Consider the following 25,024-nt stretch of genomic DNA (forward strand, 5'->3'; position numbering starts at 1 on the left):
ACGCCCCGGGCCGATGGAGAATCGGTCCGGGGCGTTCCTTTTCTTGCCGTCCTTTGTACAAAGGAGATAGGCGGATTTACCGTTTCCTGCTTATCGGTGCGTTTCGGATAGGGTCTGCGCTGTAATTACCTGGGCTTCCACGATTGGGTGTTCCAGCAGAATGCACGCAGCACAGTCCGACCTCGAAGAACAGCTGAGCAGCCCGGAGTCCCCGGGAGGTGGCGCGCGGGTGGCCCGAGCGGTGCCGCAGGTGGCCGCGGTGCTGGTGATGGCGCTGCTGCTGGCGGTGATCGTCCGGCTGCCGTGGATCGGCGACCTCGGCATGCACGCGGCCACGATCCAACGCCTCGGCCACAGCCTGCTGCACCCCGGCAACCCGCTGGTCGACGCGGACACACCGAGTCCTTACTACTCGCCGTGGATGCTGCTGCTGGGCGCGCTCGCCAAGGTGACCGGTCTGTCGGTGTTCGTGGTGCTGCGCATCGGGGCGCTGATCGGGCTGACCCTGCTGGTCACCGGGGTGTGGCGGTACGTCCGGACGCTCAGCGCCCAACGCGCGGCGCCGGCGCTCGCGCTGCTGAGCCTGGTGCTGCTGTGGGGGACGGCCGTCCTCAACTGGAGCGGGTTCATCGGCCTGCACTCGCTCGCCCTGACCATCTCCTACCCGAGCGTGTTCGCGCTGGGCCTGAGCTTCCATTTCTGGGCCTGGCTCACCCGGGCACTGCGCGAGCGGGCGTCCTGGGGACGGTGGCTCGCCCTCGGGCTGCTGTGGGCGCTGATCCTGCTCTGCCACCAGTTCACGGGCGTCGTCGCCACGCTCGGGGCGCTGGCCATGGTCGTCTCCGCCCGTCCGGGGCGGCAGGTGTGGCTCCGGCTCGGGGCCGGGCTGCTGCTCGGGGCGGCGCTGCTGTGGGTGTGGCCGTACTACGACTTCTTCTCGCTGTTCTCCGCCGGGGCGGATCTGGAGGCCATCCACAAGTCGCTCTACCAGCATCTGTTCGCACGGTTCGGGCTGGTACTGCTGGGCGTGGTGGCGCTGGCGCTGCGGCTGCGGCGCGACCGGTGGGACGCGCTGGCGCTGTTCTTCGCGCTGGGCGCGCTGGTCGTCGCGGCGGGCGGGCTGACCGGGCACTACTCCTGGGGTCGCGCGATGCCCGCCGCGCTGATCCCGGCGCAGCTCGCGGCCGCGCTGGAGGTGGTGTCCGCGGGGCAGCGGGCGGTACGGGCCGGGTGGGCGTGCGTGCTCGGGCTCGCGCTGGCGGTGGGTTTCTGGGGACAGGCGGGGACGATCGGGTACGCGACGGGGAAGCCCGCGCTGCCGTCGGTGCTCGCGGACAAGTACGAGACACCGTGGGTCGGTTATCACTGGATCACACCGTGGGTGCGGTACGGGGACGTGGTGATGGCGCGGACGATCGCGGCGCGGCAGATCCCGGCGTACGGGGGATACACCGTGGCGCCGGGCTATCCGGATGTGTTCCTACGGGACTCGGCGCGCCGCTCCGCCGCGGTGGACCGGTTCTTCGCCGCGGGGACATCGGCGGCGGAGCGGCGGGGGATCCTGCGGGAGTACGGGGTGCGATGGGTCGTCGCCTCGGCCGACCTGGCCGGACCCGGCCTGCGGAAGGTGACGACGGGGCCCGGGGAGCAGGTGCTGTACCGAGTGGTGGGCTGAGCTGGGCCCGTGCCCCGAAGGGGCGCGGGAAACCGCGTGGGCGGCCACGACGCAGTCGCAGCCGCCCACGCGCCCGGAGCCCAGCGGCGCTCGCTACTTCAGCAGGCTCGCCACCAGCTTCGCCGCCTTCCGCACCCGCGGCCTCGCCACCTTGTGCAGGACCGGCCGGATCACCGCCGTCATCCCCACCGGCTCCCAGCGGAGCTGAAGCCGGCCGGGGTTGCGGCCCTCCGGCTCCACCGTGACCGTGTGCGGTGTCGTACCGGAGCGGTAGTCCACGCGGGTCGTGGCCGGCGGGAAGTCCAGCGGGGCCAGCAGGACACCGGAGTTCCACAGGCCCTGCTGGTTCAGACGGACCAGCGGATGCCGGATGCCCTGGAAGCCCTGGAGGGGGATCCGCGCGGCGGAGAGATCCAGCCGCACCGTGCCCTCGAAGACTCCGGGGCTGACCGGGTCGAGCCGGAAGGGCACCGTCATCCGGCGCCCACCGGGGGAGACGATCAGACCGGCGCGCTGCGGCCCGACGGGGAGCCGCAGCCCGGGGTCGTACGTCCGGACGGCGAGCGTCAGGGTCGCCCCGCCGCCCCTGCTCAGCTCCGTGATCTCGTGCCGGAACTGCGCCGTCGGGAACGGCCGGGTCTCCAGCTCCAGGTCGGCCACGGACAGTTCACGCCGGCCGCGCTCGGTGTCCGGGATGCTCCCGCCCCAGTACGGCACGCCCGCCGCGTCCGTCGTGACCTGGCGCGGCGCCACCTCCTGGCCCAGCCCCCGCGCCGCGAGCCGCGCGTCGGCGAGGCGCCCGGAGCGCAGCAGTTCGAGGACCACCCGCTCGGGCCGGGGCAGCCGGGCGAACGCGCCCGGGGCCAGGGTGTCGAGGTAGGGGTTCATGATGTCCGCGAACGCGGCCAGCCACTCCTCGTCCCGGTAGGGCAGGTCGCCCGCGTACATCCGGAAGTCGTGCTTGAGGAACTTGAAGTCCTTGTCCTCACGCAGCCCGGCGTGCCCGCTCTCCACCAGGAAGTCGTCGATGAGCCGCTGCACATGGACCCGGTCGCGCACATTGGTGACCTTGTGCCGCTGATTGGAGATGGACGCCGACGCGGCCGCCGCGAACGGGTCGATGTACCAGACGTACACCGGGTCCGGGATGATCGTGAACGCCTTCGCCAGGCAGTACGCCTGGGCCGAGAACAGCTGGTCCTCGTAGTGGATGCCCTCGGGGAAGCGCAGTTCGTGCCGGTCCAGGAAGGAACGCGCGTACATCTTGCTGGTCGACAGGTGCTCGAACAGCAGCCGGGGGTCCGCCTCGATGCCCTCGACCGTGCGCCGCTCGGCGACCAGGTGCGGCATCCAGGTCGTACGCCGGCCGTTGTCCACCCGTACCCGGCGCACCGCGCCCATGGTGAAGTCGACCTCGCGCTCGCGGTGCGCGGCCAGCAGCAACTCCACGGCCTGCGGAGGGAGTTCGTCGTCGCTGTCCAGGAACATCAGATAGGGCGCGCGGGCGATCTCGATGGCCCGGTTGCGCGGCGCGCTGCACCCGCCGCTGTTCTCCGGCAGCCGGAGGTAGCGCACCCGCGGGTCCTCCGCCTCCAGACGGCGCGCCACCGCGGGCGTGTCGTCGGTGGAGTGGTCGTCGCTGATGACGATCTCGATATTGGCGTGCGTCTGCGCGCGCAGCGAGGCGACCGCCCGGGGCAGGCGGTCCGCGTCGTTGAACACGATGACGGTGACCGTGACGTCGGGGGTCGTGGCCGGGGTCGTCATGCCGTGGCCTCCTCGGGGGTCGGGGCGGGGGTGCGGTCCTCGATCGGCAGCACCGGTGGCAGGGCGTCCTCCGGCTCTCCCAGGAACACCCGTCGTACGACCCGTTCGGCGGCGCGGCCGTCGTCGTACTCGCAGAACCGGCGCCGGAAGGCGGTGCGGGCCTTGGCCGCGGTCTCGTCGCGCCAGGCGCCGGAGCGGAAGATCTCCGTCAGCTCCTCCTGGGTGCGGGCGACCTGGCCCGGATGGTCCGTCATCAGGTCGAAGTAGACGCCGCGGGTGGTGCGGTAGGTCTCCCAGTCATCGGCGTAGACGACGATCGGGCGGTCCAGGTTGGCGTAGTCGAACATGATCGACGAGTAGTCCGTGACCAGCGCGTCGGCGGCCAGGCACAGCTCCTCGACGGGGTCGTAGGAGGAGACGTCGATGAGCCGCCCGGAGCGGCGCAGACCGGTCAGCGGGGAGGTGGCGCCGCCGTAGAAGTAGTGGGCGCGCACCAGCAGGACCGTGTCCTCGCCGAGCCGGTCGGCGAGTTCGGCGAGGTCGAGGCGGGGGGTGAAGCCGGCCTCGTAGTCGCGGTGGGTGGGGGCGTAGAGGACCGCCGTCTTGCCGGGGGCGATGCCGAGCCGGGCGCGGGCGGCGCGAACCGCGTCGGCGCCGCTGGTGTAGAAGACGTCGTTGCGTGGATAGCCGTGGTCCAGCGAGGTGTAGCGGGCCGGGTAGGCGCGCTCCCACATCCGGGTGGAGTGGCTGTTGGCGCTGACGCTGTAGTCCCAGCGGTCGATGCGGGCCAGCAGCGCTTCGAAGTCCAGTCCCTTGGCGGCGGCCGGGTGTTCGATCTGGTCCAGGCCCATGCGCTTGAGCGGGGTGCCGTGATGGGTCTGGAGGTGGATCGCGTCCGGCCGTTTGACCACCGCGTTGGGGAAGTTGACGTTGTTGACGAGGTACTTGGCGGTGGCCAGCACCTCCCAGTAGCGGCGGGTGCCGGGCACCACATGGTCGGTGCCGGGCGGCAGCAGGGCCGTGTTGTCCTTGGAGACCACCCACACCGGGTGGATGTGCGGGGCCAGTTCGGCCAGCTTGGCGGCGATCGCGGCCGGGTTGCAGGCCACCCCGCGCTCCCAGTAGGCCGCGAACACCGCGAGGTCCGCTTCGACGGGACGGCTCAGGGCGCGCCGGTACTGCTGCTCGCGCAGCTTGGCGCCGACCTGCCGCTTACGGGTGCGTACGCCCTTGCGGGCGGCGCGGCGGGCGCGGTTGGCGGCCTGGAACGCGCGGTACTTCGTGTACGCGCCCTCCTCCAGCAGCGCATGCCGTACGCCCTCCACGCCCGGCGGGTGCTCATGGCGCTCGGGCCGCCAGCGCACCGCCGCGAGGGAGGCGCGGCGGAAGAACTCGCGGGCCACCTCGTCGGGCAGGTTCTCGCCGGCGAAGGTGCGCACCAGGTCGCGCATCATCAGGTCGTAGAGCACCACGCGCGGGGCGCGCCGGTCGCGGGCGAGCGGCATCAGCGACTCGTAGCGCTCGACCAGCTCGAAGCGGTCCTCGGCGGCGAGCGGCGGCAGGCTCTCGGGGCGCAGCTCCCGGTTCTCGTACGCCACCTGGTTGAGGCAGGCGACGCGGCCCGCGCACAGCAGGGATGCGCTGGCGGCGCGCGGCTCGTCGTCGGTGGTCAGCCGCGCCTCGTGGGCCGCCCAGAACTCCCTGCGCAGGGCGCGGTTGCCGAGCAGCGGGGTCAGCCGGAGCAGGTCGACGGCCTCGTCCAGGGGGAGGGCGGCGCGGCCGACGGCGGCGAGGAAGCGGCCGTCGCGGGAGGGCCGGGCGGCGGCCTGCCAGGTGGTGGTGAGGTGGTCGAGGAGGAGGACGTCCACGGAGTCGTCCAGCTCGGCGGCGCGTTCGGCGATCAGACGGGGCGCACCGGCCGGCAGCCCGTCCTTGGCGTGCACGAAGTGCAGCCAGCGGCCCGTGGCGCGGGCGGCGCCGGCGGCCCGGGCGGCCGCGTCGGTGGTGCCGTCGGGCAGCGGGACCACGACCGTGTCGGGGGCGTGGGCCTCGGCCGTCTCCCGGGCCCAGTCACCGACCGCGGCGACCACGACCTCGGCGTCGGACAGGGGGTGCGCTTCCAGGGAGTCGAGCAGCTCCGTCAGATGCCCCTGCGCGTTGGGTCCGTAGACGATGACGCTGAGTTGGGGCATCGCGGTGGACTCCTTCGGATCGTCGGTGGAGGATCACCCTTCATAACATACTGTCACTAAGCGGATGAAAGGGATGACCACGTTCGGGGTAAGAAGAAAGGGACCCGGGTGTTAGACAGGCGTTCCGGGTCCCTGGTTGCCCTCTTGGCCACTTTCATGTGGTGAGGGGTTTGTGAGCGCGTTACGCGGCCTTCTTCGGGGCGGGCTTCTTCGCCTTGTCGCCGGTGAAGGCCTCGTACTCCTTGAGGACCTCCTCGGTGGGGCCGTCCAGGCGCAGCTCGCCGCGCTCCAGCCACAGCGTCCGCTCGCAGGTGTCGCGGATCGAGTTGTTGTTGTGGCTGACCAGGAACACGGTGCCCGCCGTCTCGCGCAGCTCGCGGATCCGCTCCTCCGAGCGCACCTGGAACCTGCGGTCGCCGGTGGCCAGGGCCTCGTCGATGAGCAGCACGTCGTGGTCCTTGGCGGCGGCGATGGAGAAGCGCAGCCGGGCGGCCATACCGGAGGAGTACGTGCGCATCGGCAGGGTGATGAAGTCGCCCTTCTCGTTGATCCCGGAGAAGTCGACGATGCCCTGGTAGCGCTCCTTGACCTGCTCGCGGGACATGCCCATGGCGAGGCCGCCGAGGTAGACGTTGCGCTCGCCGGTGAGGTCGTTCATCAGCGCCGCGTTGACGCCGAGGAGGGAGGGCTGGCCGTGGGTGTAGATGTGCCCGCTCTCCACCGGCAGCAGGCCGGCGACGGCCTTGAGCAGGGTGGACTTGCCGGAGCCGTTGGTGCCGATGAGGCCGATCGCCTCGCCCTTGTAGGCGACGAACGACACCTTCTTCACCGCGTGCACCCGGCGCACGCCGGCGGCCTTGTCGGCCTGCTTGCGGCGCATGATGCGGTTGAGGGCGGCGGTGGCGGAGCCGCGGCCCGTGCCGGTGCCGTTGACCCGGTAGACGATGTCGACGCTGTCGGCGACGACGGTGGGGATCCGCTCGCTCTGCATGCTCTGCCCGGTCTGCTGGGTCCGATGGGTGGTCTGCTGGGGCTGCTGGGGGGTGGTCTGCGGGATCCGCTCGCTCTGCTCAGCCACGGCCGTACGTCTCCTCAGCCTTCCAGAAGTAGATGAAGCCGCCGACACCGGCGAGCAGGGCCCAGCCGACGGCGATCGGCCACACATGCGGGGGCAGCTGCTTGGCGTGGAAGCTGTCGATCAGCGCGAAGCGCATGAGGTCGATGTAGACCGCGGCCGGGTTGGTCTGGAGCAGCACCGTGACGATGTGCGGCAGGTGGTCGTTCTTGGTGAGCTTCTCGATGCTCCACATCACGCCGGACACATACATCCAGGTGCGCAGGATGAACGGCATCAGCTGGGCGATGTCGGGGGTCTTGGCACCCCAGCGCGCCATGATCATCGCCACGCCGGCGTTGAAGGTGAACTGGAGGATCAGCGCGGGGATCACCAGCAGCCAGGAGGCGCTGACCGGCACGCCGAAGCAGAGCAGGATGACGACCAGGGCGGCCATCGAGAACAGCAGCTGCTGGAGCTGCTGGATGCAGAAGGAGATCGGCAGGGCGGCGCGCGGGAAGTGCAGGGCGCGCACCAGGCCGAGGTTGCCGGAGATCGCCCGGGTGCCGACCTGGATCGAGCTCTGCGTGAACGTCCATACGAACACGCCGGTGACCAGGAAGGGGACGTAGTCCGGGACGCCCCTCTTGGTGCCGAGCAGGACGCCGAAGATGAAGTAGTAGACCGCCGCGTTCAGCAGCGGGGTCATGACCTGCCAGACCTGGCCGAGCTTCGCCTCGCTGTACTGCGCGGTGAGCTTGGCGGTGGCGAAGGCGGTGATGAAGTGGCGGCGGGCCCACAGCTGGCGGATGTACTCCGGCAGGGAGGGGCGGGCGCCGCTGACCGACAGGCCGTGCCGGGCGGCCAGCGCCTTGAGGTCGTCGGCCGGGGCCTGGATCGGGGGCGGTGTGTCGAGGACCTGGCTCACATCCGCTGCTTTCGCTCGGGGGGAGGGGGGTGCCACGGCTCCGACTGTGTCCGGAACCAGGGCCAGCCGGTCCCGTCGTCCGGCGTTTCCTTACGTTTCTCTTCACGTTCTCTTACGACGGGACGGGACCGTATCGTCGTGACGTGAGCGTAGAACGTTGTGACGTCGCAACGCAACCGTTTCGTCGTAACGCCCTATGCTGGGATCCATGACCACGAACGCCGCCGAGCCCGCCGCCGAACCGCCGCAGCGCGCACGCCGCCGTACCCCTGCCGGGGCCGCGGTGCTGCGTCCGGATGTGACCGAGGCCATCCGGGCGGCCGTCTTCGAGGAACTGGCCGCGGTCGGCTACGCGCGCATGAGCATCGAGGGAATCGCGCGGCGGGCGGGGGTCGGCAAGACGGCGGTGTACCGGCGCTGGCGCTCCAAGCTGCATCTGGTGCTCGACGTGGTCTCCGCGATGGCGGTCCTCGGCCTGCCGGCGCCGGACACGGGCTCCCTGGAGGGCGATCTGCGGCTCCTCTACGAGGTGACCTCGCGCGCGCTGCGCCACCCCGTGGCCTCCCAGATCATCCCCGACCTCCAGGCCGAGGCGGCCCGCAACCCCGAGATCGCCGAGGCGTTCCAGAAGGCTCTGCGGGACGGTCAGGAGGGCGTGGCCAGCAAGGTCATCGCGGCGGCGACGGCCCGCGGCGAACTCACCCCCGACCTCGACCCCGACCTCGCCCTGGACCTCATCTCCGGCCCGCTGTACTGGCGCTCGGTGGTCATCCGCTCCCCGAAGCCGCCGAAGGGGTACCTGGAGAAGCTGGCACGGGCTACGGCGGGGGCGCTGAAGGCGTTGTGAGGGGGGCTCAGGGGTACCCGTGAGGCTCAGGGGGGCTCGGGGTGAGGCCGGGGACGAGGCTCAGAGGGGACTCGGGGCGAGGCTCGGGGTGCGGCTCAGGGGGAAGTGAGGCGGCGGGCGAGGGCGGTCAGCTCCGGCGTCCGCAGCACCCGCCCGTCGAAGCCGGGGAGCGGCACGTGCAGGGCGCGCGTCCACCGCTCCGGTACGGCCCCGAGCCCGTACACGGCACCCGCCAGCGCACCGGTGACCGCCGCCACGGTGTCCGTGTCGCCGCCCAGGTCGACGGCCGCGCGCACGGCCTCCTCGTACGACGCCGTGGTCCGCAGCGCCCATACGGCGGACCCCAGGCAGGGCCACACCGCGCCGTTGAACTCGGTCGCCTCGTCCGGATGCCAGCCGGGCGCGAGCACCACCGCGAACCGCTCACGCTGATCGGCCCGCACCGCGGCGAGCGCCTCCGGTACGGCGGCCGACGGATCCCCGCCGGCGAGCGCGACCCGGATCAGATCGTGCAGTACGGCGGTGCCCTCGCCGGCGGCGGGATCGCCGTGGGTCAGGGCGGAGAGGCGGCGGGCGGCATCGAGGGTGGCGCTACGGCCGTGCCGCGCGAAGTACACGGCGGAGGGTGCGGCCCGCATCAACGCACCGTTCCCGGCGGCCCGTTGACTGACCCGGAAGTGCAGGTCGGCGGCGGTGTCCCAGGGATGCCCGCCGGTCAGCACCGCCTCCGTCTGCAACCCGATGTCCTTGGGCTCGGCCGCGGCCCAGCGCCGGAACCGTCGGAAGGGTATCGAGGCGGTGGCACTTGGCCAGGGTGCAGCGCCGGTCCGTGTTCGACGGGCGGTGGGCGCAGTTCCCTCAGGAGCACGGGGAACCGCGCGACGAGCCACGGCATACCCGCACCCGGCGTACGACCTGCCCCCTACGGCGCACCCCGGCATACGCTCCGCCCCCTACGGCACGCTCCAGGCATACGACCCGCACCCCCCCACGGCGCGTCCCCGCTCAGTCCCTCAGCATCTTGTCGCGGACCGGGATCCATTCCAGGGCCGAGCGGATGCCCTCTTCCAGGGAGAGGGCCGGGGTCCAGCCGAGCAGGCGGGACGCGCGGTCGCTCGTGGTGTAGCCGCCGGCCACGTCCCCCGGCCGGGGATCCGTGTCGACCGTGGCCAGGGGCGTGCTCACGACGTTGTTGAAGGCCGCGCAGAGCTCGCGGACCGTCGTACCGGAGCCCGTGCCCAGGTTGATCGCGATCGACGGCGCGGACGCGGTGAGGAGGGTGTCGAAGCGCTCGATCGCCGCGATGTGGGCCGCCGCGAGGTCCCAGACGTGCACGTAGTCACGGATGCCCGTGCCGTCGCGGGTCGGATAGTTCACGCCGGTGACCGGGAACGGCGTCCCGGCCTGGTGGGCCCGGATCAGCATCCCCAGCGCATGGCTGGGCCGCTTGAGCTGGAGACCGGTGCGCAGCAGAGGATCCGCGCCGACCGGGTTGAAGTACCGCAGGGACAGCACCCGCATCTGCCCGGCCGCGGCGATGTCCGCGAACATCTCCTCGCACACCGCCTTGGTCCGCGCGTACGGGCTCTGCGGTGCCAGCGGCGAGTCCTCGGTGACGGGCGAGCCGTCCTCGGCCCGGTAGATGGACGCCGAACTGCTGAAGACGAGGCGGTCGCACCCGTTGCGCCGCAGATGCCCGACGAAGGCCAGGCTCTTGGTGACGTTCGCCTCGTAGTAGCCGATCGGATCCGCCACCGACTCCGGCACCACGATCAGCGCCGCGCAGTGCACCACCGCGGAGATGTCCGGGTGCTCGGCGAAGATCCGGTCGACCAGGGCGCCGTCCGCGATGTCGCCCTCGTAGAAGATGCGCCCCTCGGTGAACTCGGCACGGCCGCGGACCAGGCTGTCGAGGATCACCGGGGTGATGCCGGCGTCCAGACAGGCGGACGCGACGGTGCTTCCGATGTAACCCGCTCCACCGGCGATGAGGACAGACACGTTGATTCTCTTCCCGGTCTCGTTCCAGACCCAGTAGTTCCAGACGACCCAGCAGTTCCGGACGGTTCAGCAGTTCCGGACACAGTACGAGCAGGCGGCCCGCCGTCCGTCAGCGCAGCAGCCGCCGCAGCCGGCCGCGCAGTATCCGGGCGAGCCCGCGCACGCCCGTCGCCACGCGCAGCGCCAGCGCGCCGGAGTGCGTCGCGTACGGCTGTACGAGCAGCACGCCGTGCCGGAGGTCGGGCACTGCGCGTCGGCGCAACCGTCCGGCGCCCGCCCGGGCGGCCGCCGTGACCTCGCGCTCCGCGCCGTCCGCGAAACGCACGGCCAGCCGCAGATCCCAGACACCCGCACCGAACGCGCCCACGTCCAGGGGCAGTTCGGCCGCCCAGAGGTCCGGCCCGGCGGGGGCGAGGGCAGCCGTCGTACGCCCCCGGGTGCGCGCGTCGTCCCGGGACTCCCAGCGCACCTCCACCTCGCGCGGCCCCGCCTGTGCCACCCTGCCGTACAGCTCGTGCAGCCGCAGCGTGAGCGACCCGGTGCCCGCCCGCGGGCGCACCTCCGCGTCCAGCGCGAGGGGGAGCGTCTCGACGGGATCGGTCAGGAAGGGCGCGAGGGACACCTGGGGCAGGTCCGCGGACCAGACCGGGGCGCCGTCCGGGGTACGGGCGTACGGCGGGAGCAGCCGGCCGGGACGCGCGGCCAGGTCCCGCAGCCGGGGCAGATCGCGCGGCTCGGGCGACTCCAGGAGCAGCCGGCCCAGCAGCCGGCCGGGGGAGCCCGGATCCTGCTCCCAGTCGGCGGCGTCGTAGCGCCCGAGGTACGCACGGGTGTGCGTCCACCAGGCGCGCCGGTACTCCGCGTCGCGCAGACCCAGTTCCCGCGCGTACATCCGCACGTCATGGTCGAGGAACTTCGCCCGCGCCGCCCGCGCCAGCTCCTTCTGACCGGCGGCCAGCAGAATGTCGTACGCCAGCGCGCACGCCCGCGTGCGCGCCTCCCAGTTGTCGATGTGCCCCCGGTCGAGGGAGAGCGACAGCCGTTCGGCGGCGCGGCGCACATGCCAGACGTAGACACGGTCCGGCACCAGCGCGATGCGCGGACCCGCGGCCAGGACCCGGGCGGTGAAGACGAAGTCCTCGTAGAGGAAGCGGCCTTCGGGGAAGCGGATGCCGTGCTCGCGCAGGAAGTCGGTGCGGTACAGCTTGTTGACGCACAGCGTGTCGTGGACCAGAAGCGGACGCTGGGCGGGGCGCGCGAGAACGGAGTGCGCCGTGTAGAGGGGCTCCTGCCAGGGCTGTTCACGCCCCGAGGGCAGCTCCCGGCGCACGCACAGCCCGCTCGCCACCGCGGCGCCCGCCCCCTCGGCGGCCGTCAGCAGCGCGTCCACCGCGCCCGGCGGCAACACGTCGTCGCTGTCCAGGAACATGACGTACGGCGCCGTCACCGCGTCGATCCCGGTGTTGCGCGGACTGCCGCAGCCACCGCTGTTGACCTCCCGCCGGATCACCCGCAACCGGGCGTCGCCGGCGGCCATCCGGTCGAGCGACTCGGCGCTGCCGTCGGTGGACCGGTCGTCCACCGCGAGGACCTCCGCGACCGAGGGCCCCTGCGCGAGCGCCGAACGCACGGCGTCGGCCACATGGGCACGGTCGTTGTAGCCGATCACGACGACGCCGACGGCGCCGGTGCGCGGAGTGTTCTGTGGGGTCTGTGTGTTCTCGGAGTTCTCTGACTGGGCGGGCGAGTCGGGAAGCATAGGGTCCACAGGCCGGGAGCGTAGAAATGTTCGGTAATACTCCGTTAAGAGATGCTTAGGGCTCGGTTTGGTAGACGGTCGGAATCAGGGCAAGGTTGTGTTCTTTGCCTACGATTTACCATCGGTGCGGTCGTGGCCCGCCACAACCTGACGAAGGACAGCACCGCCGCGGCCGTCAGCAGCCCGTTGCGGCCCAGCATCAGCAGACAGCCGGCCCAACTCCCTCCGATCACCTGCCCGTAGCACAGCGGGTACACCACCGTGCTCAGCGCCGACGCCGCCAGAACCAGCACCGCCACCGGACGCTGACCGGTGTGCCGCGAGACCAGGCACACCGCGGCGAGCCCGATCAGCCAGACCATGTACTGCGGGCTGATCACCCGGCTGGTCACCGTGAACAGCAGCACCGCGGACAGCGCCGCGTCGGCCGCCGTCGCCTCGGTCCAGCGCCGCGCCCGCACCCGCCACAGCACCAGCAGCCCGAAGGCGGCCGCCGTCAGCGCGAGGGACACGGCGGCGACGACGGGCACGTACGGACCTACCAACTCGATGGCGCCGTACTGGTAGTGGGGCCGGCCGGACCACCCCGCGTGCCGGGCCAGATTGAGCGCCGTACCGCCCAGCGACTCGATCTGCACCCCGCGCCCGCCCTGTTCCGCAAGGAAGGACAGCGGATGCCGGAACGCGACGGACAGCAGCCCCAGGACGACGACCCCGGCGCCCGCCGCCCAGCTCCACGCGCTCCGCGTCGTCGCACCCCGGGGCGTGCCCAGCAGCACCAGCGCGGGCCAGCCTTTCACCAGCGCGCCGAGCGCCCCGAGCACACCGCCCGCGCGCGGGGAGCGCGTCAGTGTCAGCAGGGAGAGGACGGCGAGGGCGGTGACCTGGACGTCGTACCGCGCGAGCGGCAGATGCAGCAGCAGCGGGAGCCCGCCCGTCCACAGCGCCGCGCCGAGCAGACTCCGCCCCGGCCGCCGCCCCGCGCGCACCAGCGCCACCTCGATCAGCGCGTCCGCGGCCAGCGTGAGCGCCACGAACGCCTGGACGTACGACAACCCCGGCACCAGCCCCGGCGCCAGCAGCACCGCGCCCGCGCCCGGCGGGTACTGCCACAGGGTGTCGTGCACCGGGTACGACCCCTGTTCGAGCACGCCGTACCAGTGGACGTACAACCGCCCCACCTCCCGCGCCACCGAACCCCCGCTGAGCAGCGGCGAACTGTCATGCGCGAGCAGCCACAGCATCAACGCCCGGGTGGCGAACCAGCCGAGGGTGAGCTTGAGGACGGGGCCGGGGGTGACACGGGGACCGTTCATCGCGTTGGAGCCTAAGCCGGGTGGATGGAGTATCGGCGGCGATACGCCGCAAACACCCGCAAACATCGTCTCATCGCAAAAGATCGGGCCGTGGTGAACGTCGGGCTCCCTGTGGAAGCTGTCGAAGCTGTGCCAGCGCCGTCGCGGAAGCCGCCCGGGGGGCGGGGGCGGCGCGGGGTCGTGGTGGGGGTGCCGGCGGCGGTGATGCTGGCGTTCGGGCTGTGGGGCGTGGACCGGGGTGGGATGTGGCGGGACGAGGCGGTCACGTTCCAGGTCGCGGAGCGGACGGTGCCGCAGATCTGGCGGCTCGTGCACGGGGTCGACGCGGTGCACGGGCTCTACTACCTCCTCATGCACGCCGTGCTCGCCGTGCATGCCGACGAGGTGGTGCTGCGCCTGCCGTCGGTGGCCGGGGCGGTGCTGACCACGGCTCTGGTAGCCGAGGTGGGCGCGCGGCTGGCCCGGCCGCGGGCGGGGCTCTGGGCGGGGCTGCTCTACGCCGTGAACCCGATGGCCGGCCACTACGCGCAGGAGGGCCGGTCGTACGCGCTGGTCGCCGCCGGGGTGATGGGCGCGACGCTGCTGCTTCTGCGCGGGGCGTGGTGGGGGTACGGCCTCGTCCTCGGCGTCACCTGCTGGCTGCACGAGTTCGCGGTGCTGGTGGTGCTGGCCCATGGCCTGTCCCTGGCACTGGCCCGGGTACGGGGACGGGTCTGGCGGGGATGGGGCTGCGCGGCCGGGGCGGTCCTGCTCTCCCTGCTGCCGATGGTGGTGGTGTCACGGGCACAGGCGGCACAGGTGGCATGGCTGCGCAGGCCGACGGGGGAGACGGTGGCGGGGCTGGCGCGGCAGTTCTTCGGCGCGTCGGAGGGCGTGTACTGGGTCTGCCTGGGGCTCGCGGTGGTGGGGTTGCTGGCGGGGGCGGTCGGGGGGAGGGGCACGCGGAGGGGGGAGTTCGCGCTCGCGGGGGTGGCGGCGCCGTTGGTCGTGGTGCCGCCCGGGGTGCTGATGCTGGCTTCGCAGTCCTCGCCGCCGCTGTATGTCGACCGGTATGTGCTGTACGCGCTGGCGGGGGCGCCGCTGTTGGTCGCGGCGGGGGGCGAGTGGGTGGCGGGGACCGCGGAGCGCCTTCGGCACGGCGCCCGGCGTGCTGTCGCCCCCGCCCACCTTCGTCCACGCGGAAACACCAATCCCCGCCCGCACAGCGGCGATCGGCCGGAGACGGTGGGGCCGGAGGCGCCGGTGGCGGTGCGCCTGTCGCTCCGGACTTACTCCGGCACCCTCCTCGGTCTCCTCGCCGTCGCCCTCGTCCCCCTCCAGCAGTTCTCCCTCCTCCAGCAGGACCGCGACCCCGCCCGGCGTCCCGATGACCTCGCGGCGATCGCGCGGGCGGCGGCGTACGGGGTGCGGAAGGGGGACGCGGTGCTGTATCTGCCGGCGTACACGCGCAACACCGAGCTGGCGTACCCCGGGGCGTTTCGCGGGACGCGGGATCTGGTGCTCGCGCGGACCGGAGGCGTGTCCGGGACCCTGTACGGAGTGGAGGTCCCGGCCGCGGAGGTGCGCGGCCGGGTGGCCGGGGTCCAGCGGGTGTGGGTCGTCGCCGACCGGGCCGTGCTGGCGGGGCGGTGGACGCCGCGCGACCCCGGCGAGCGGGCCAAACTCGACCTGCTTCAGCGGGAGTTCACGGTGCGCGGCGAGGCCGTGCGCGGGCGGACCGCCGTACGTCTCTATGTACGGCCCCTCAGTCCCGCGAGTCTTCGGCCTCCGTCGCTGCCGCCGCGTCCAGCGCGCTGGTGAGCCGGTCGAGGCGGGCACGCAGCTCGGCGATCTCGGCGCGGTCGAAGCCGGTGGAACGCATGATGCGGCGCGGCACCTCCAGGGCCCGCTCGCGCAGGGCGGTGCCCTCCTCGGTGAGCAGCACCCGCACCGAGCGCTCGTCCTCGACGCTGCGCTCCCGACGCACCAGGCCCGCCGCCTCCAGCCGCTTGACCAGCGGGGACAGTGTGCCGGAGTCGAGCCGCAGCTGTTCGCCGAGCTTCTTGACCGGCAGATCGCCCTGCTCCCACAGCACCAGCATCACCAGGTACTGCGGATAGGTGAGGCCGAGGTCCTTGAGGACCACGCGGTAGACGCCGTTGAAGGCGCGGGACGCGGCGTGCAGCGAGAAGCAGATCTGGTTGTCCAGGCGGAGCCAGTCCGTCTCGGTCTCGGCGGGAGTAGCGGTCATGGGTCCAGGGTAGCTCTTCGTCCGGCATTTGATTGTGCGCAACTAAATTGTGTGCTCTACTTGTGGTGGCAGAAAGCCAACGAAGCAACACGACGCAGGACACATCGAGAGGGATGGTTCGTCATGGACGCGCTCTACACCGCCGTCGCCACCGCCACCCACGGCCGTGAGGGCCGTGCCGTCTCGTCCGACGGCAAGGTCGACGTCAAGCTGGCCCCGCCGGTGGAGCTGGGCGGCAACGGCGAGGGCACCAACCCCGAGCAGCTCTTCGCCGCCGGCTACGCGGCCTGCTTCGGCGGCGCCCTCGGTGTCGTCGGCCGCAAGGCGAAGGTGGATGTCACCGACGCCGCCGTCACCGCCGAGGTCGGCATCGGCAAGGTGGGCGAGGGCTTCGGTCTGAAGGTCACCCTGCGGGTCGAGCTGCCCGAGAGCGTGGACCAGGAGACCGGCCGCAAGCTCGTCGAGGCCGCCCACCAGGTCTGCCCCTACTCCAACGCGACCCGCGGCAACATCGAGGTCGACCTCGTCGTCGAGTAAGCCGGACAGGCCGGGAAAGTCCGGTGAGCCGAGCAGGACCGAGCAGGTCCTGTAGCCGCCGTACCGGCCGTGGTCCCCGCCATCGGCCGGTACGGCTTTTCGCGTACCGGCCGTACGGCCTTCACGCCGACGTCAGCGCGCCCCGTCCCGCCGTCGTCTGCCCCGGCAGCCGTACCGTGCCCGGCATCGGCTCGTCCAGGAGCAGGGTGCGCACGACGCGTTCGGCGGCTCGGCCGTCCTCGAACTCGCAGTGGCGGGCCCGGAATCGGGAGCGCAGGCGGGCCGACTCGCCGTCCTGCCAGCGCCCGGAGGCGAAGAGGGTCGCCAACTCCCGCTGGGAACGGGTGACATGCCCCGGCGGCTCGGCCATCAGGTCGAAGTAGACACCCCGGGTCTGCCGGTAGAGATCCCAGTCGTCGGCGTGGACCACGATCGGCCGGTCCAGGTTGGCGTAGTCGAACATCACGGACGAGTAGTCGGTGATCAGGGCGTCCGCCGCGAGCAGTACGTCCGCCAGCTCGGGCTCGTCCGTCGCGTCGAGCACGATGCCGCGCCGGGCCAGCTCCGTGAGGCCCAGACCGCGCGCGGGACCGGTCGCCAGCGCGGGATGCAGCCGGACCACAAGAGTGTGGCCCTCGCCGAGGTCGGCCGCGAGCCGGGCCACGTCGATCCGGTCCACATGACCGCCCCTGCGGTAGTCCCGGCGGGTCGGCGCGTACAGCACCACCGTGTGGTCGTCCGGGATGCCGTGCCGCTCACGGAAGTCGCTCGAACCGCCGTTGACCAGCACGTCGTTGCGCGGGCTTCCGGTGCGCGCCGAGGCGAAGTGGCAGGGGTAGGCCCGCTCGTACACCAGCTCCGCGTGGCGGCCGGCGACCAGGCTGTGGTCCCAGCGGTCGGCGCGGCGCAGCAGCTGCGGTACGTCGACGCCGAGCCGGGCGCCCGGCTTGTCCAGCAGATCGGCGCCGAGGTACTTCAGCGGGGTGCCCTGATGGGTGTGGATGTGCACACTGCCGGGCCGCTTGGCCGGGACCCCGGTCCAGGGCACGTCGTTCACCAGGAACGCGGCCCGCGCCATGATCTCGGCGCAGCGCCGGGTGCCCACGATCACATGCTCCACGTCCGGCGGCAGCCCCGCCGCCGTCTCCGCGTCCCGCACCACCCACACCCCGCGCAGCTGCGGGGCGATCCGCAGGGCCGCGCGATGGACCGCGGCCGGGTCGCCGAGGAAACCCCGGTGTGCGGACGCCGAGTACACCACCAGCTCGGGGTCGAGCGGCCGGCGGGCGTGCAGCGAGGCCCAGCCGGCGCGGGCCCGCCCGGCCGCCACCCGTCGTACCGCGCCCGCCCGCCGTGCCGCCCCCTGCCTGACCCGGCCCGCCTGCCGCCGCAGCCGGTAGCCCGCCCAGCCGCCCTGCAACAGGGCGGCCTCTCCGTCCACTTGGGCGCCCTCGGGCTTCAACCGGCGGAACAGATCGGCCGTACGGCGGAAGAACTCGGCCTTGTCGGCGGGCGGCAGCCGGTCCGGCTTCGCCAGGATGTCCAGGCAGTGCTCGCCCATCTTGCGGTGCAAGTAGGGCCGCCAGGAGTCGAGTTCGGGATGCGAGTCCAGGAAGGCGAAGACCCGCTCGTACTGGTCGTGCACGTCGAAGTGCTTGCGGCTGGTGGTGGACAGGATGTTGCCCTGCCTGCGCTGGCGGTAGTTCAGGCAGATCCGGTCCAGTGCGGCGATCCGCCCGGCGCTGAGCATGACCGGGAAGGTCCAGGGGGTGTCCTCGTAGTAGCCGGGCGGGAAGGTGAAGCCCCGCGCGGCGACGAACTCCCGCCGGTAGACCTTGTTCCACACCACCATCAGCAGATCCAGGATCCGCGGATACCCGGCCGCCGTGAAGGTGTCCGGGCCGGCCTCCGCGAGCACCTCCGCGAGCGCGTTGCGCCGGGTGCCGCCCCACCAGTACGTGCGCGCGTAGTCGAACACGAGCACATCCGGGTCGCCGCTCTCCGCCAGCCGGTCGGCGATCGCCGCGAGCGCGCCCGGGGTGAGGGTGTCGTCGCTGTCCAGGAAGAAGAGGTAGTCCCCGGTGGCGTGTGGCAGCCCGGCGTTGCGGGCGCGCCCGAGGCCCATGTTCTCCGGGAGGTGCAGCACCTTCACCCGGGGGTCGCGCGCGGCGTACTCGTCGAGGATCGCGCCGCAGTCGTCCGGCGAGCGGTCGTCCACGGCGATCACCTCCAGATCCCCGTACGACTGCGCCAGCACCGAGTCCAGGCACTCGCGGAGGTACGCCTGCACCTGGTAGCAGGGCACGATCACACTGAAGCGGGGCACGGTCAGCTCCTCACGAGGGTCACGGCGGCGGGGGCGGGGACGCGTTCGGCGAGCGGCAGCACCGGTGGGAGCGCCTGCGGCGGCTCGCCCAGCAGCACCCGCCGTACGACGCGTTCGGCGGCCCGGCCGTCGTCGAACTCGCAGAACCGTGCCCGGAATCCGGCCCGCAGTGCCGTCGACTCCGCGTCCGCGTAGACGCGTTCGCGGAAGACGGCGGCCAGTTCCTCAGGGGTGCGGGCGACCGGCCCCGGCGGCTCGGCCATCAGGTCGAAGTAGACGCCCCGCGACTGCCGGTAGACCTCCCAGTCATCGGCGTAGATCACGATCGGCCGGTCCAGGTTGGCGTAGTCGAACATGATGGACGAGTAGTCGGTGATCAGCGCGTCCGCGGCCAGGCACACGTCCTCGGTGCTGCGGTGCGCGGTGACGTCGATGATCCGGTCCGAGTGCCGGGTGCGGCCCTGGTCGTAGAAGTAATGGGCGCGCAGCAGTACGACGACGTCCTCGCCCGCGGCCGCGCAGAACTCCTCCAGGTCCAGGCCGGGTTCGAAGCCGGAGTGGTGGTCGCGATGGGTGGGGGCGTAGAGCACGGCGAGCCGGTTCTCGGGGATGCCCAACTCCCGCCGGATGCGGGCCACATCGGCGGCGGTCGCCGTGTAGAAGACGTCGTTGCGCGGATAGCCGTACTCCAGGGCCTCCCAGGAGCCGGGGAAGGCGCGCTCCCACATACGGGTGGAGTGCCGGTTGGCGGAGAGGTTGAAGTCCCAGCGGTCGACCCGGCCCAGCAACCGGGTGAAGCTGCCGGAGCGCGCGGCCACCACCGGGTATGTCGACTGGTCCACGCCCATCGTCTTCAGCGGGGTGCCGTGCTGGGTCTGGAGGTGCACGCTGCCGGGCCGTTTGACCACGCCCTCCGCGAAGTTGGCGTTGTTGACCAGATATGTGGCGCGGGCCAGCAGCTCCCAGGCGCGGTGCGAGCCGAGCACTGCGTACTCCACGTCCTCCGGCAGTGTGTGCTCCTGCCCGGCCTCCACCAGGAACACCGAGCGCAGCTGCGGGGCGAGTTCACGGGCCTTGGCGTGGATCGCGGCCGGGTTGCAGGCGTAGCCGCGGCCCCAATAGGCGCAGTACACAACGAGGTTGGGGTCCAGGGGGCGGCGCAGGGCGGCACGGTAGCGCAGCCGGGTGCGGACCGCGTGCGGGCGCGGCACGGTCTCGACGGCCCGGCCCGCGAGCCGGTTCGCGTCGCGCAGGGCGCGGAAGGCGTCGTACGCGCCGACCGCGAGCAGCCGGTGCTGCACCCCGAGGCTGCCGCGCGGCATCCGGTGCCCGGCCGGCCGGAACCGCCGGTACAGGCGGGCCGCGCGGCGGAAGAACGCCCGGTGTCCGCGGGCCAGCCGCTCCGGCCGGGCCGCGGTCTTCAGGACCAGCGCGAACAACTGGTCGAAGAGGGGCCCGGTGCGTTCGGCGGGCAGCGCGTGCTCGGCGGCCCGCGCGAGGACCAGTTCCACCTGGTCGAGCAGCGCGTGCTGGCCCTCGCCGGGCAGGTTCAGCCGGCTGCCCTGCCGACGCAGCCGGTGCCGGACCACGACCCGGCGCAGTACGGCGATCCGCCGGGCGGCGACCGTGACCAGGCCGCCCCAGCCGAGGTCCGTGAAGTGTCCGTCGGGGAAGCCGAGTTCATGCTCGGTGAGGAAGGTACGGCGGTACACCGCGCTCCACGCGGGCAGCGCGGCGCCGGTCAGCCCCGGCAGCTCGGCGGGGGCGAAGGCGCCCTTGGGGGCACCGGCGAACAGCGGCCCGACCGGGTTCACCGGATCGCCCTCCCACCACGGGGTGCGCTCATGCTCCACGTACAGCACATCCACCCCGGCGGTCTCGGTCAGCCGGGCGTCCACGGCCGCGAGCCCGCCCGGCAGCAGCAGGTCGTCGCCGTCCAGGAAGAGCACATACGCGCCGCCCGCCGCCCGCAGCCCGGCGTTGCGCGCCCCGCCGAGCCCGGCGGACGGCGGTGAGTGGACCGGCTTCACCCGGGGGTCCCGTCCGGCGTACCCGGCGGCCACCTCGGCGGCCGGGGCGTCGGGCGCGTCACAGACCGGGATCAGCTCCAGGTCGCCGAAGGACTGGCCGAGGACCGAGTCCAGCGCCTGGGACAGCCGGCCGGCGACCCCATGAGTGGGGACGATAATGCTGAAGCGGGGCATTCTGCTCTTTCTGTCGTTCTTCCTGACGTCCTGCGGACGCGTCTCTACGGCCCCGCGCGCACCCGGCCCACCGTGCGTCCCCGTCCCGGTCGGCCCGCCGGGCGCCAGGTGGGCGGGCGGCTCGGGGCGGGCCGTGTCGAGCCGAGGGGCAAGGGAACTCCCGTGGGGATCAACGGTGTTCGGCGGCCTTGGTGACGGGGCGCGGGCCGGTCGGATGCGGCACGGTGACCAGCGGGGACCGCGCCGGGTACGGGGTGTCCGCCATGGCGGAGCGGACCGGGCGGCGCTCGCCGAGCGGCACCACCGGGGACGGCTCGGTGCGGCCCAGCACGATGTGCCGTACGACCCGTTCGGCGGCCCGGCCGTCGTCCCACGGGCAGAACCGCTCCCGGAACGCGGCCCGCAGCAGCGCGGCCCGCGCGCCGTTCCAGTGGCCCTCGGTGAACACGTCGATCAGTTCGTCCTCGTCGCGCCCCACCGCGCCGGGCGGAGCGCCGGGAAGGTCGACATAGGCGCCCCGGACGGCCGCGTACGCCGCCCAGTCACCGGTGTGCAGCACGATCGGCCGGTCGAGCCCGGCGTAGTCGAACATGAGCGGCGACTGGTCGGTGATCAGCGCGTCCGCGGCCAGGCACAGGCCCTCGGGACAGGGGTGCGCGGAGACGTCGATGACCCGGGGGCCCTCGACCGGCACGTCCCCGTGGGCGCGGACGAGCAGCACGAAGCGCGAGCCGAGACCGCGCGCGAGCCTCGGCAGGTCCAGCGGGAGGTGCTGGGTACGGCGGTGGTCGCGGTGGGCGGGCGCGTAGAGGATCGCGACCGCGCCCGCGGGGATGCCCAGGGTGGCGCGCAGCCGGGCCACGTCGTCCGGGGTGGCCCGCTGGAAGACATCGGTGCGCGGGCTGCCGTACTCCAGGGCGGTCCAGCGGCCGGGGTGGACCCGCTGCCAGGTCAGCGTGGAGTGCCGGTTGCCGGAGATGACGTGGTCCCACCGGTCGACGTCCCGCAGCAGGCCCACGGGGTCGGCGCCGGGGACGGCCGCCGGCCGCTCCACCAGATCAAGTCCCGTATGGCCCAGGGGCGTTCCACCAAGCATGCGCACGACGATCTGCCCGTCCCGCTTGCGCAGGTCCCGGGTGAGGTGGGCGTCGCCGAACAGGTACGTGGAGCGGGCGAGCGCCGTCCAGTGGGCGGCCGTGCCGGGGACGACGAGGCGGGGCCCTGCCGGGAGCGGGCGCGGGTGCGCCGGGTCGGCGATCCAGGAGGAGCGCACATGCGGGGCGTACCGGCGCATCGCCTCCTCCAGCGCGGCCGGGTCCCCGCCGTACCCGCCCTCGACGGCGAACACCGCGCGCTCGGGCCGCAGCGGCAGCCGCAGCTGGATCCGGTAGTGCAGCCGGAGCGCGGCGGAGCGCACCGCGCGCGCCGGACCCAGTACGAGCCCCCGCAGACGGCGGCGGGCGGCGGCGATGTGGCGCAGGGCCCGGAAGGTGCGGTGCAGCCCGAACCGGATCAGCAGATGCCGGCGCCGCAGCCGCGCCTTCGGCACCCGGTAGCGGCGGTGGTGGTCGCGGGCCCGGCGCAGGAACTCCCCGTGGCTGCCGTGCGGCAGCCGTCCGGGGCGGGTGAACACCACGCCGTAGTGGTCGATCATCCGCCGGTACAACTCGGTTTTCCAGGAGGCGAGTTCGGGGTGGTCGGCGACATAGGCGAAGACCCGCTCGTACTGGTCGAACAGATCGAAGTGCTTACGGCTGGTGGTGGACAGGATGCTGCCCTGGCGGCGCTGCCGGTAGTGCACGCACACCCGGTCCAGCGTGGCGATCGAACGGGCCGCCATCAGCACCGGGAAGGTCCAGGGGGTGTCCTCGTAGTAGCCGGGCGGGAAGGTGAAGCCCTCGGCCGCGACGAACTCCCGCCGGTACGCCTTGTTCCAGGCCACCATCAGCACCCGCAGCAGCCCCGGCCGGTCCGCGAGCCGGAAGGGCGCCCGGCCCCACTCGCTCAGCTCGGCCGCGAGATGGTTGCGCACCCGCCGGCCGTCCCAGTACGTGCGCTCGTAGTCGTACACCAGCACATCCGGCCCGCCGGTCGCATCGATCCGCTCGGCGATCGCCGCGAGGGAACCCGGGGTGAGGGTGTCGTCGCTGTCCAGGAAGATCAGGTACTCGCCGCCGGCCTGCGCGATCCCGGCGTTGCGGGCCCGGCCGAGCCCCCGGTTCTCGGCCAGGTGTAAGGGCTTCACCCGGGGGTCCCGGGCCGCGTACTCATCGATGATCTCGCCGCACGCGTCCGGCGAGGCGTCGTCCACCGCGATCACTTCGAGATCCGGGTACGACTGCGACAGCACCGAGTCCAGGCACTCGGAGAGGTACGCCTGGACCTGGTACGCGGGGACGATGACACTGAACCTGGGCACGGGACATCCATGGGTCTGACGGCGCGGGCGTTCTGCCCGGGAACGGCCGAAAGGGTGACGGGGTTACGGGCCGTACGGCATTCGGGGGATGCCCGGGGAACGGGGAGGGGCGGATCGGCCCTGGCCTACAGGTGGCCAACACGCCTTCTACGGAGCCGCGTTCACGTCTCGGTCACCACATGACGACGACTCCCTCGTGCGCTCGAAGACAACCCGGGGGACTGTCGTACCGTGGAGTGCTACTTCCACGCGCACGTTGTCGGCGGCGCTGTAACTGCTTCTGAATCAACCGGCGTTCGCGGGCCGTCCCGTGGCTGACGTCTCGTTGATCAGGGAGGCGTGTGATGCCGTCGAGCGTGCCCGGTTTCGCTGAGCTGCTTGGCCAGTGCGAGCGGTCCGCCATCCACTTGGAGCTGCGTGACTCCTACGCGTCGACGGACCGCTTCGAGGCGTGGAAGCGGGGCGAGCGGATCAGCTGGGAGGACCGTGAGTCCTGGCGGCATCCCTACGATCAGTTGATCACTGACACCGCGGCCCGGGGCGTGACGATCCGCCGAGCCCGGGTGATCTCCGAGTCGGTATCGGACTACATCCGGTGGGAGCACTACGTCACCCGCGCCAACGTCACGGCCGGTGAGGAAGTGCGGTGGCTGCCACGGAGGCAGGCGGCGGCATCCAACGGGTTCGGTCCTATGCTGACGGTCGTGCAGGTACTGGGTGTGAGCAGTGATGACGAGATGGTCGCCTGCTTCTTGAGCGGCGAGCTGTCCAGCCAGAGGTTCGGCCAGAACCTCCGGTCCCACCTGGCGGCAGCCGGACAGGCCGAGCAGCTGCTGACGCATCCGGACCTCTCCGACACTGGAGCCAACCTCGCACGTCGCGCTCTGCTCGCTGCGACGCGCGGGTACGGCGAGAGCCGCGACCTGTTCGAGAACTTCCCCGATCACGTCACGTGGACCAGGGCACGCCTGTCCGCCGACGAGGCGGCCGGCGTGCGCTACCTCGACTATTCGTACTGGGTCGAACTGTCGGGTGGCAGCCGCCGGCCGACCGACGCAGCCGCACGTATCAAGGCAGGGATACGGGCGTTCGACGTGCCCAACGATCCGTTCGTCGACGCGGCCCACGCGTTCATCAGAGGTGAGCGATTTCCTCCGCTCATCCTCGTCGGCGAGAGGCAGGACAACCTGGTCTGTCTTGAGGGCCACCTGCGCCTGACCGCCTACGCCCTCGTTGGCTTCCCGACCGACATCGAGTGCCTGATCGGCACCGCGGCGGCCATGGGACGCTGGGCGCGGTAGTCCATTTCAGTCGCTCAAGCGGCCTGCTCCTCGCGTTCGACGAGGATGCCGTTCTCGAACTGTGCACCTGCGCGGACCGGCGGTACGAGGGGTGTGCTTTGGTGATCCCGCGCCGGCGGTTCTGGGCGGACTCGACGAGCTTGAACACCATCGCCAACGCGGCCGCCGGGCTGCCAGGCCCTAGGTGCGGAGCTTGACCGTGGAGAAAGTCGACTCCCTCGATCGCCTTCACCGCGCCGGGCTGGGCGGACTTCGGCAGGCGGTTGGTGACGTTGCGGGATTTGTGAACCCAGCACCTCTGCGGCCTGGCGGCCGACGACCGTGTGATCGCCACATGCGGCGTGCACACGGTGCCGGCTGACTGGCTCGCGCAGACACGACCCGGCGGTGAGGTCCTGGTCACGGTCGGCGGATGGACGCACGCATCCGAACTCGTACGGCTCACCGTGGCCGACGACGGCACGGCCG

General features: G+C 72.2%; 15 protein-coding genes and 3 pseudogenes. 5 read left to right on the forward strand and 13 right to left on the reverse strand.

The window, feature by feature from the left end; genetic code table 11:
* Nucleotides 1-160 precede the first annotated feature (160 nt).
* Nucleotides 161-1,675: a hypothetical protein gene (locus tag HEP81_RS24025; protein ID WP_421673936.1), complete on the forward strand. Its 1,515-nt coding sequence runs from the start codon at nucleotides 161-163 to the stop codon at nucleotides 1,673-1,675.
* A 93-nt stretch (nucleotides 1,676-1,768) separates the two neighbouring features.
* Here HEP81_RS24025 and HEP81_RS24030 read toward each other — a convergent pair whose 3' ends face one another.
* From HEP81_RS24030 to HEP81_RS24045, 4 genes are all read right to left on the reverse strand, one after another.
* Nucleotides 1,769-3,442, reverse strand: a complete 1,674-nt coding sequence (locus HEP81_RS24030; RefSeq protein ID WP_037661603.1) for a glycosyltransferase family 2 protein — start codon at nucleotides 3,440-3,442, stop codon at nucleotides 1,769-1,771.
* Nucleotides 3,439-5,634 carry a CDP-glycerol glycerophosphotransferase family protein gene (locus HEP81_RS24035; protein WP_037661600.1) on the reverse strand — a complete coding sequence of 732 codons (2,196 nt, stop codon included), beginning with the start codon at nucleotides 5,632-5,634 and terminating at the stop codon, nucleotides 3,439-3,441. The genes HEP81_RS24030 and HEP81_RS24035 overlap by 4 nt, the downstream gene beginning before the upstream one ends.
* Before the next feature lie 181 nt (nucleotides 5,635-5,815).
* The gene (locus HEP81_RS24040) at nucleotides 5,816-6,625 is read right to left on the reverse strand and encodes an ABC transporter ATP-binding protein (protein ID WP_037661676.1); all 810 of its coding nucleotides are present in this window, start codon (nucleotides 6,623-6,625) and stop codon (nucleotides 5,816-5,818) included.
* 79 nt (nucleotides 6,626-6,704) lie between these two features.
* Nucleotides 6,705-7,616: an ABC transporter permease gene (locus HEP81_RS24045; protein WP_037661598.1), complete on the reverse strand. Its 912-nt coding sequence runs from the start codon at nucleotides 7,614-7,616 to the stop codon at nucleotides 6,705-6,707.
* Between the two features lie 208 nt (nucleotides 7,617-7,824).
* On the opposite strand from HEP81_RS24045, the gene HEP81_RS24050 reads away from it, so the two are divergent.
* Complete coding sequence (locus HEP81_RS24050; RefSeq protein ID WP_037661674.1) at nucleotides 7,825-8,463, forward strand: TetR/AcrR family transcriptional regulator; 639 nt, start codon at nucleotides 7,825-7,827, stop codon at nucleotides 8,461-8,463.
* A 95-nt stretch (nucleotides 8,464-8,558) separates the two neighbouring features.
* Here the strand turns inward: HEP81_RS24050 and HEP81_RS24055 are convergent.
* From HEP81_RS24055 to HEP81_RS24070, 4 genes and pseudogenes are all read right to left on the reverse strand, one after another.
* Nucleotides 8,559-9,248, reverse strand: a pseudogene (locus HEP81_RS24055) (ADP-ribosylglycohydrolase family protein); the annotation flags it as partial.
* Between the two features lie 220 nt (nucleotides 9,249-9,468).
* On the reverse strand, nucleotides 9,469-10,464 hold the full coding sequence (galE, locus tag HEP81_RS24060) for a UDP-glucose 4-epimerase GalE (RefSeq protein WP_037661596.1): 996 nt from the start codon (nucleotides 10,462-10,464) through the stop codon (nucleotides 9,469-9,471).
* 109 nt (nucleotides 10,465-10,573) lie between these two features.
* A complete protein-coding gene (locus HEP81_RS24065; RefSeq protein WP_078967641.1) occupies nucleotides 10,574-12,223 on the reverse strand; it encodes a glycosyltransferase family 2 protein in 1,650 nt (549 codons plus the stop codon).
* A 44-nt stretch (nucleotides 12,224-12,267) separates the two neighbouring features.
* On the reverse strand, nucleotides 12,268-13,539 hold the full coding sequence (locus HEP81_RS24070) for a glycosyltransferase family 87 protein (protein ID WP_037661593.1): 1,272 nt from the start codon (nucleotides 13,537-13,539) through the stop codon (nucleotides 12,268-12,270).
* Between the two features lie 180 nt (nucleotides 13,540-13,719).
* Between HEP81_RS24070 and HEP81_RS41630 the strand changes: the two genes are divergently transcribed.
* Nucleotides 13,720-15,339: a glycosyltransferase family 39 protein gene (locus HEP81_RS41630; protein ID WP_243279578.1), complete on the forward strand. Its 1,620-nt coding sequence runs from the start codon at nucleotides 13,720-13,722 to the stop codon at nucleotides 15,337-15,339.
* On the opposite strand, the gene HEP81_RS24080 is transcribed toward HEP81_RS41630, so the two are convergent.
* Nucleotides 15,284-15,769 carry a MarR family winged helix-turn-helix transcriptional regulator gene (locus HEP81_RS24080; RefSeq protein WP_037651366.1) on the reverse strand — a complete coding sequence of 162 codons (486 nt, stop codon included), beginning with the start codon at nucleotides 15,767-15,769 and terminating at the stop codon, nucleotides 15,284-15,286. The two genes, HEP81_RS41630 and HEP81_RS24080, sit on opposite strands and share 56 nt — an antisense overlap.
* 123 nt (nucleotides 15,770-15,892) lie before the next feature.
* On the opposite strand from HEP81_RS24080, the gene HEP81_RS24085 reads away from it, so the two are divergent.
* A complete protein-coding gene (locus tag HEP81_RS24085) occupies nucleotides 15,893-16,306 on the forward strand; it encodes an organic hydroperoxide resistance protein (protein WP_037651368.1) in 414 nt (137 codons plus the stop codon).
* Between the two features lie 121 nt (nucleotides 16,307-16,427).
* Here the strand turns inward: HEP81_RS24085 and HEP81_RS24090 are convergent, their stop codons facing one another.
* The 3 genes from HEP81_RS24090 to HEP81_RS24100 form a co-directional block, all read right to left on the reverse strand.
* Entirely contained in the window at nucleotides 16,428-18,632 is a 2,205-nt protein-coding gene (locus HEP81_RS24090; RefSeq protein ID WP_037651370.1) for a bifunctional glycosyltransferase/CDP-glycerol:glycerophosphate glycerophosphotransferase, read from the reverse strand.
* Between the two features lie 2 nt (nucleotides 18,633-18,634).
* Entirely contained in the window at nucleotides 18,635-20,836 is a 2,202-nt protein-coding gene (locus tag HEP81_RS24095) for a bifunctional glycosyltransferase/CDP-glycerol:glycerophosphate glycerophosphotransferase (RefSeq protein ID WP_037651372.1), read from the reverse strand.
* A 169-nt stretch (nucleotides 20,837-21,005) separates the two neighbouring features.
* Entirely contained in the window at nucleotides 21,006-23,255 is a 2,250-nt protein-coding gene (locus tag HEP81_RS24100) for a bifunctional glycosyltransferase/CDP-glycerol:glycerophosphate glycerophosphotransferase (RefSeq protein ID WP_037651374.1), read from the reverse strand.
* Between the two features lie 344 nt (nucleotides 23,256-23,599).
* Between HEP81_RS24100 and HEP81_RS24105 the strand changes: the two are divergent.
* A pseudogene (locus HEP81_RS24105) lies at nucleotides 23,600-23,926 on the forward strand (DUF6879 family protein); the annotation flags it as partial.
* 644 nt (nucleotides 23,927-24,570) lie between these two features.
* On the opposite strand, the pseudogene HEP81_RS42700 reads toward HEP81_RS24105, so the two are convergent.
* Nucleotides 24,571-24,869: pseudogene (locus HEP81_RS42700) on the reverse strand (IS256 family transposase); the annotation flags it as partial.
* Nucleotides 24,870-25,024: the final 155 nt, after the last annotated feature.

The organism is Streptomyces griseofuscus, from assembly GCF_014673495.1.
Lineage (GTDB): Bacteria > Actinomycetota > Actinomycetes > Streptomycetales > Streptomycetaceae > Streptomyces > Streptomyces murinus.

Bases quoted from the DNA above. Each gene is read 5' to 3' on its own strand.
- HEP81_RS24025 (WP_421673936.1), top strand. From the start codon at position 161: ATGCACGCAGCACAGTCCGACCTCGAAGAACAGCTGAGCAGCCCGGAG.
- HEP81_RS24030 (WP_037661603.1), bottom strand. From the start codon at position 3,442: ATGACGACCCCGGCCACGACCCCCGACGTCACGGTCACCGTCATCGTG.
- HEP81_RS24035 (WP_037661600.1), bottom strand. From the start codon at position 5,634: ATGCCCCAACTCAGCGTCATCGTCTACGGACCCAACGCGCAGGGGCAT.
- HEP81_RS24040 (WP_037661676.1), bottom strand. From the start codon at position 6,625: ATGCAGAGCGAGCGGATCCCCACCGTCGTCGCCGACAGCGTCGACATC.
- HEP81_RS24050 (WP_037661674.1), top strand. From the start codon at position 7,825: ATGACCACGAACGCCGCCGAGCCCGCCGCCGAACCGCCGCAGCGCGCA.
- HEP81_RS24065 (WP_078967641.1), bottom strand. From the start codon at position 12,223: ATGCTTCCCGACTCGCCCGCCCAGTCAGAGAACTCCGAGAACACACAG.
- HEP81_RS24070 (WP_037661593.1), bottom strand. From the start codon at position 13,539: ATGAACGGTCCCCGTGTCACCCCCGGCCCCGTCCTCAAGCTCACCCTC.
- HEP81_RS24080 (WP_037651366.1), bottom strand. From the start codon at position 15,769: ATGACCGCTACTCCCGCCGAGACCGAGACGGACTGGCTCCGCCTGGAC.
- HEP81_RS24085 (WP_037651368.1), top strand. From the start codon at position 15,893: ATGGACGCGCTCTACACCGCCGTCGCCACCGCCACCCACGGCCGTGAG.
- HEP81_RS24095 (WP_037651372.1), bottom strand. From the start codon at position 20,836: ATGCCCCGCTTCAGCATTATCGTCCCCACTCATGGGGTCGCCGGCCGG.